The 5,674-nt window shown below is 59.1% G+C and carries 9 protein-coding genes; all 9 read left to right on the forward strand.

From position 1 onward, the window contains the following. The coding region (locus tag ABYA88_RS14950; RefSeq protein ID WP_373188187.1) for a flagellar hook-length control protein FliK at positions 1-333 on the forward strand (333 nt) is incomplete at its 5' end. 213 nt (positions 334-546) lie between these two features. After that, positions 547-1,062, forward strand: coding sequence for a flagellar basal body-associated FliL family protein (locus ABYA88_RS14955; RefSeq protein WP_373188188.1), 516 nt, complete (start codon positions 547-549; stop codon positions 1,060-1,062). Between the two features lie 9 nt (positions 1,063-1,071). Continuing rightward, positions 1,072-2,043: a flagellar motor switch protein FliM gene (fliM, locus tag ABYA88_RS14960; protein WP_373188189.1), complete on the forward strand. Its 972-nt coding sequence runs from the start codon at positions 1,072-1,074 to the stop codon at positions 2,041-2,043. 71 nt (positions 2,044-2,114) lie between these two features. Next, positions 2,115-2,585, forward strand: coding sequence for a flagellar motor switch protein FliN (gene fliN / locus ABYA88_RS14965; protein ID WP_373188190.1), 471 nt, complete (start codon positions 2,115-2,117; stop codon positions 2,583-2,585). Further along, positions 2,585-3,013, forward strand: coding sequence for a flagellar biosynthetic protein FliO (gene fliO, locus ABYA88_RS14970; RefSeq protein WP_373188191.1), 429 nt, complete (start codon positions 2,585-2,587; stop codon positions 3,011-3,013). The genes fliN and fliO overlap by 1 nt, the downstream gene beginning before the upstream one ends. Then, entirely contained in the window at positions 3,010-3,762 is a 753-nt protein-coding gene (fliP, locus tag ABYA88_RS14975) for a flagellar type III secretion system pore protein FliP (protein WP_373188192.1), read from the forward strand. Before fliO ends, fliP begins: the two co-directional genes overlap by 4 nt. 10 nt (positions 3,763-3,772) lie before the next feature. Next, positions 3,773-4,042, forward strand: coding sequence for a flagellar biosynthesis protein FliQ (gene fliQ, locus ABYA88_RS14980; RefSeq protein ID WP_373188193.1), 270 nt, complete (start codon positions 3,773-3,775; stop codon positions 4,040-4,042). Further along, complete coding sequence (fliR, locus tag ABYA88_RS14985; protein ID WP_373188194.1) at positions 4,042-4,818, forward strand: flagellar biosynthetic protein FliR; 777 nt, start codon at positions 4,042-4,044, stop codon at positions 4,816-4,818. The genes fliQ and fliR overlap by 1 nt, the downstream gene beginning before the upstream one ends. Next, the coding region (flhB, locus tag ABYA88_RS14990; RefSeq protein ID WP_373188195.1) for a flagellar type III secretion system protein FlhB at positions 4,818-5,674 on the forward strand (857 nt) is incomplete at its 3' end. The genes fliR and flhB, both read left to right, overlap by 1 nt.

The raw sequence follows: 5,674 nt of genomic DNA on the forward strand, positions 1-5,674 counted from the left end.
CTGGGGCCGCTGGAAATCCATATCCAGACCCGTGGCCAGGAGCATCAGGTGCAGTTCGTGACGCAGAATCCGTCAGTGCGCGAGGCCCTCGAGGCCCAGATGTTCCGTTTGCGTGAAGCGTTCAGTCAGCAGGGCATGGACCTGGTTGATGTTTCTGTGGGTGATTCGGCGGTTGATCAGCAGGCCCAGCATAATCAGGAGGGTGGTACCGGTGGTGGCAACAGGGGCATTGGCGGTACGCAGGCACTTGAAGCAGACGAGGCCGGCATGATGCTGGCATCAGCCGCCGCGAGCCAGGCTGAATCAAGTCGGCTGGTTGACTACTACGCCTGATTCCTCGCGCCGCGCATTACCGCAAACCGGGCTTGGCCCGGTTTTGTTTCGTCTGGATATCTGTAGCCGCAGACAAAGACTTTTACCCCGCTTCGCTTTATCCTTGGTGCCCTCGGTTCTGTATATGACCTGGCAGTTGGCACGGTCAATGCAGCAAGCAATTCACCAGCCCGTGAAACAGGCTTTTCTCGGCATAAATGACGGTATTTTGTCATGGCAAAGCAGGAACAGATACAAGAGCCCACAGCAGAAGGCGAGGGCACGCCGGTCAAGAGCAAGAAGAAGCTGCTGATTCTGATAGGCGCCGCTTTTCTGGCAGTTCTCCTGTCAGCGGGCGGCGTGGCTTATTTTCTGCTGAGCGGCGATGATGAAGTGACAGAGCAGGCCGCCGATGCTGAGCCTCTGCGTCAGGTGGCCCTGTACCAGCCGATGGATCCCGCGTTCGTTGTCAACTTCACCCATGAGGGTCGGCGCCGTTACATGCAGGTCAATGTGGTGCTGATGGGACGCGATCCCGAGCTGATGGCTGCGCTTTCCCAGCATATGCCGCTGCTGCGCAACGAGTTGGTGCTGCAGTTCAGTAGTGAAGAGTATGCGTCACTGTTCACGCCAGAGGGAAAGGATGCGCTGCGCGAGCGCGCGACCCTGGCCGTGAAGGCGATGCTCGAGAAAGAGCTGGGTAATCCGGTAATCGAATCTGTGCTGTTCACCAATATAGTCTTGCAATAGGAACCACCCATGGCCGTTCAGGACCTGCTGTCACAGGATGAAATCGATGCGCTGCTGCATGGCGTCGATGACGGGGCAGTCGACACCGAGGTCGATGCCGAGCCCGGCTCGATCAAAAGCTATGACCTGACCAGTCAGGACCGGATTGTCCGTGGGCGCATGCCGACCCTGGAGATGATCAACGAGCGCTTTGCCCGTTATACCCGTATCAGCATGTTCAACCTGCTGCGCCGCTCTGCCGATGTCGCGGTGGGGGGTGTGCAGGTGATGAAGTTTGGCGAGTACATCCATTCGCTGTATGTGCCGACCAGTCTCAACCTGGTCAAGATGAAACCGCTGCGTGGCACGGCCCTGTTCATTCTCGATGCCCGACTGGTGTTCAAGCTGGTAGACAATTTCTTCGGCGGCGATGGTCGCCACGCCAAGATCGAAGGCCGGGAATTTACCCCCACTGAACTACGGGTAGTGCGCATGGTACTGGATCAGACCTTCCTGGATCTGAAGGAAGCCTGGCAGGCGGTGCAGGAGGTGAATTTCGAGTACGTAAATTCCGAGGTCAATCCGGCGCTGGCGAACATCGTCAGCCCCAGCGAGGTGGTGGTGGTCTCGACCTTCCACGTCGAACTCGATGGCGGCGGCGGCGACATGCATGTGACCTTTCCCTATTCGATGATCGAGCCGTTGCGCGAAGTGCTCGACTCCGGTGTGCAGTCGGATGTGGACGAGCATGATGAGCGCTGGGTACGCGCCCTGCGCGAGGAAATCACCGCCGCCCGAGTGCCGCTGAGTGCCACGGTGGTCCGGCGCCAGTTGAAGTTGAAGGATCTGCTGAGCATGCAGGCGGGTGATGTGATCCCGGTGGAACTGCCCGATCACATGGTCCTCTGCGCCAATGGCGTGCCGACATTCAAGGCCAAGCTCGGCTCGGTCAAGGGTAACCTGGCGCTGCAGATACTCGGGCCGGTGGTCCGGCCACGCTGAGCGATCCAGGCCTGCAAACAGAATTATTCCAATAAGCAATATGCCAACCAACAGCATTGAGGAACGACAACATGGCCGATGACAAGACGTCGGGCGAAACAACACCCGAAGAGCAGGCGCTGGCAGATGAATGGGCTGCGGCGCTGGATGAGTCGGGCGACGCCAATCAGGATGACATCGATGCCATGCTTGCGGAAAACGAGAAGTCCCCGCGCATGGCGATGGAAGAATTCAACGCGCCCACGATTCAGCCGGGGGACAACTTCGCGACCGGTGGTGATACACCGAACCTGGATGTGATCCTGGATATCCCGGTGACCATCTCGATGGAGGTGGGCAATACCGATATCACCATTCGCAATCTGCTGCAGCTCAACCAGGGCTCAGTGGTCGAGCTTGACCGCCTGGCCGGCGAGCCGCTCGATGTGAAGGTCAACGGTACCTTGATCGCCCACGGCGAAGTGGTGGTGGTGAACGAGAAGTTCGGCATCCGCCTGACCGACGTGATCAGTCCGTCCGAACGTATCAAGAAGTTGCGCTGATGCAGACCGGATGGATGCGCCCTGCGGGCGCGTTGCTGCTGTTGCTGCCCTCCGTCGCGATGGCGCAGGAGGCCCGAGAGGGCAGCCAGATCAACATCATGGCGCAGCTGGGTCAGCTCGCATTAGGGTTGATACTGGTGGTCGGGCTGATCTTCCTGATTGGCTATGTGATGCGCCGCACCGGACCGCTGGCGCCGCGCGGCGGACAGCAGATCAAGCTGATCAGCAGTCTGCCACTGGGACCGCGCGATCGCCTGATCCTGGTCGACGTAGGCGGCAAGCAACTGTTGCTCGGGGCTTCGCCGGGGCGGATCAACACCTTGCACGCCTTTGACGAGCCGATTGCCGAGGTAGCCGCCAGTGGCGGCCTGGATACGGACTTCGCCCGGACCTTGCGGGGCTTGCTCAAGCGGGAGCCGCGGCAATGATGCGCTGGATATTTCTGCTGTTGATGTTTCTGGCACCCGCTGTGTTGGCTCAGGAGGCGGGTGACCTGTTGAGCATGGACGCCATCACGCTCAGCACGGACGGAGACGGCGAGCAGACCTATTCGGTCAGCCTGCAGATCCTGCTGCTGATGTCGGCGCTGACCTTCATTCCGGCCTTCGTGATGATGATGACCAGCTTTACCCGGATCATCATTGTTTTCGCCATCCTGCGTCAGGCGCTGGGTCTGCAGCAAACGCCGTCGAGCCAGATCATGGTCGGTCTGGCGATTTTCCTCTCCATATTCATCATGGCGCCAGTGGCCGAGCGGATGAACGAAACCGCGTTGCAGCCTTACCTGAACGAGGAGCTGTCACCCCAGGAGGCACTGGAGCGGGCAAGTATTCCGCTACGTGGCTTCATGCTGGCGCAGACCCGGGAAACCGACCTGGAACTGTTCGTGCGTCTGGCCCGACGAGATGACCTGACCAGCCCCGACGATGTGCCTTTCCACATCCTGGTGCCGGCTTTTGTCACCTCGGAGCTGAAAACCGCATTCCAGATCGGCTTCATGATCTTCATTCCGTTTCTGGTGATCGATCTGGTGGTCGCCAGCGTGTTGATGGCCATGGGTATGATGATGCTGTCGCCGCTGATCATTTCCCTGCCGTTCAAGATCATGCTCTTTGTGCTGGTGGACGGCTGGGCCCTGATAATAGGCACCCTGGCCGCCAGCTTTGCCGTGAGATAGGAGCCGCGCGATGACACCCGAAATCGCTGTTGAATTGTTTCGCCAGGCGCTCTGGCTGACGACTGTGCTGGTCGCGGCCATCGTGCTGCCGAGCCTGCTGGTGGGTCTGGTGGTCGCGACGTTCCAGGCCGCAACGCAGATCAACGAGCAGACGCTGAGCTTTCTGCCGCGTCTGCTGTTCACCTTTATCACGCTGATCGTCCTGGGCCCCTGGATCGTGACGCAGCTGATCGAATATACCGATACCCTGTACCGCAGCATACCCGGCCTGATCGGCTGATGCTCGAGCTCGCCGGCGTAGACATCAGCCGCTGGATATCCAGCTACATGTGGGTATTCTTTCGTATTGCCAGCGTGATGATGACTATGCCGGTAATCGGCACCCAGCTGGTGCCGGCACGTATTCGTCTATTTCTGGCTGTGGCGGTGACCTTTCTGGTTGTGCCGCATATTCCGCCCCCGCCGTTGCTGGATCCACTGGACCTGAACACCTGGGCGATCATTGCCGAGCAGATCCTGATTGGCGCAACCATAGGCTTCGTGCTGCAGCTACTGTTCCAGATCCACGTGCTGGCGGGTCAGATCGTCGCCATGCAGATGGGTCTGGGTTTTGCTTCGATGAACGACCCGACCATGGGGATTTCCGTGGCGGTGGTCGCACAGGTGTTCACCATGCTGGTGACGCTGCTGTTCCTCGCGGTCAACGGCCATCTGGTGGTGATCGAGGTACTGGTTGAAAGCTTCCATACCCTGCCGCTGGGCGAGTTTCTGCTGGTCTCGGATTTTCGCGCAGTTGTACTGCGATTTTCCTGGGTGATGGCCGCTGCGCTGCTGATCGGTCTGCCGGCTATTACCGCACTGCTGATCGTCAACCTGTCCTTTGGTGTGATGATGCGGGCGGCGCCACAGTTGAACATCTTCTCGATCGGTTTTCCGCTTACCCTGGTCTTTGGTCTCTTCATTATGTGGGTACTGATTGGCAGCGTCGGTGAGCATTATCAGATGGTTGCGTCTGACACCCTGGTCTGGCTGCGTGAACTGGTGAGGGCGCGCTGATGGCAGAACAACCGGACAGCGGTCAGGAAAAAACCGAAGACCCCACGGAGAAACGCCTCAAGGAGTCCCGTGACAAGGGTCAGATAGCCCGCTCCAAGGAACTCAATACCCTGGCCGTAGTGATGTGTTCCGCAGTGGGGCTGATCATGTTCGGACCGGCGATGCTTCGTTTGCTGCTTGATCTGATGACCTACAATTTTTCGCTTGAACGCCAAGCGCTCTACGCTACCGACAGCATGGGCCTGCACCTGCTCGAGTCGGTCAATATAGGACTGATGATTCTCGCGCCGCTGTTTTTCCTGCTGTTTGTAGCCTCCATCGTGGGACCAGTGATGCTTGGCGGCTGGCTATTCAGCAGCAAGTCGCTGGCGCCTAAGGCGAGCCGGATGAATCCGCTGGCCGGCCTCAAGCGCATGTTCTCGCTCAAGGCTCTGGTGGAGCTGTTCAAGGCATTGGCCAAATTTCTGGTGGTGCTGGCGATGGCGCTGCTGGTGCTCGCGCTCTTTCAGGACGAGATGCTCTCCCTCAACACCCAGCCGCTGCCGGATGCCATTGCCCACAGTATGTGGATTCTGGGCACGGCACTATTCTTCCTCGCCTGCTCGCTGATCCTGATAGCCGCGGTCGACATACCTTTTCAGGTATGGGACAACAAGCAGAAGCTGAAGATGACCAAGCAGGAAGTCCGCGACGAGTTCAAGGACTCCGAGGGCAAGCCGGAGGTGAAGGGGCGCATTCGCCAGCTGCAGCGCGAAATGGCCGAGCGCCGGATGATGGGTGAGGTGCCCCAGGCCGACGTGGTGATTACCAACCCGACGCACTTTGCCGTGGCGTTGAAATACGACCCGCTGAATTC

Origin of the sequence: Halopseudomonas sp., assembly GCF_041579695.1 — a bacterium.
Taxonomy (GTDB): Bacteria; Pseudomonadota; Gammaproteobacteria; order Pseudomonadales; family Pseudomonadaceae; genus Halopseudomonas.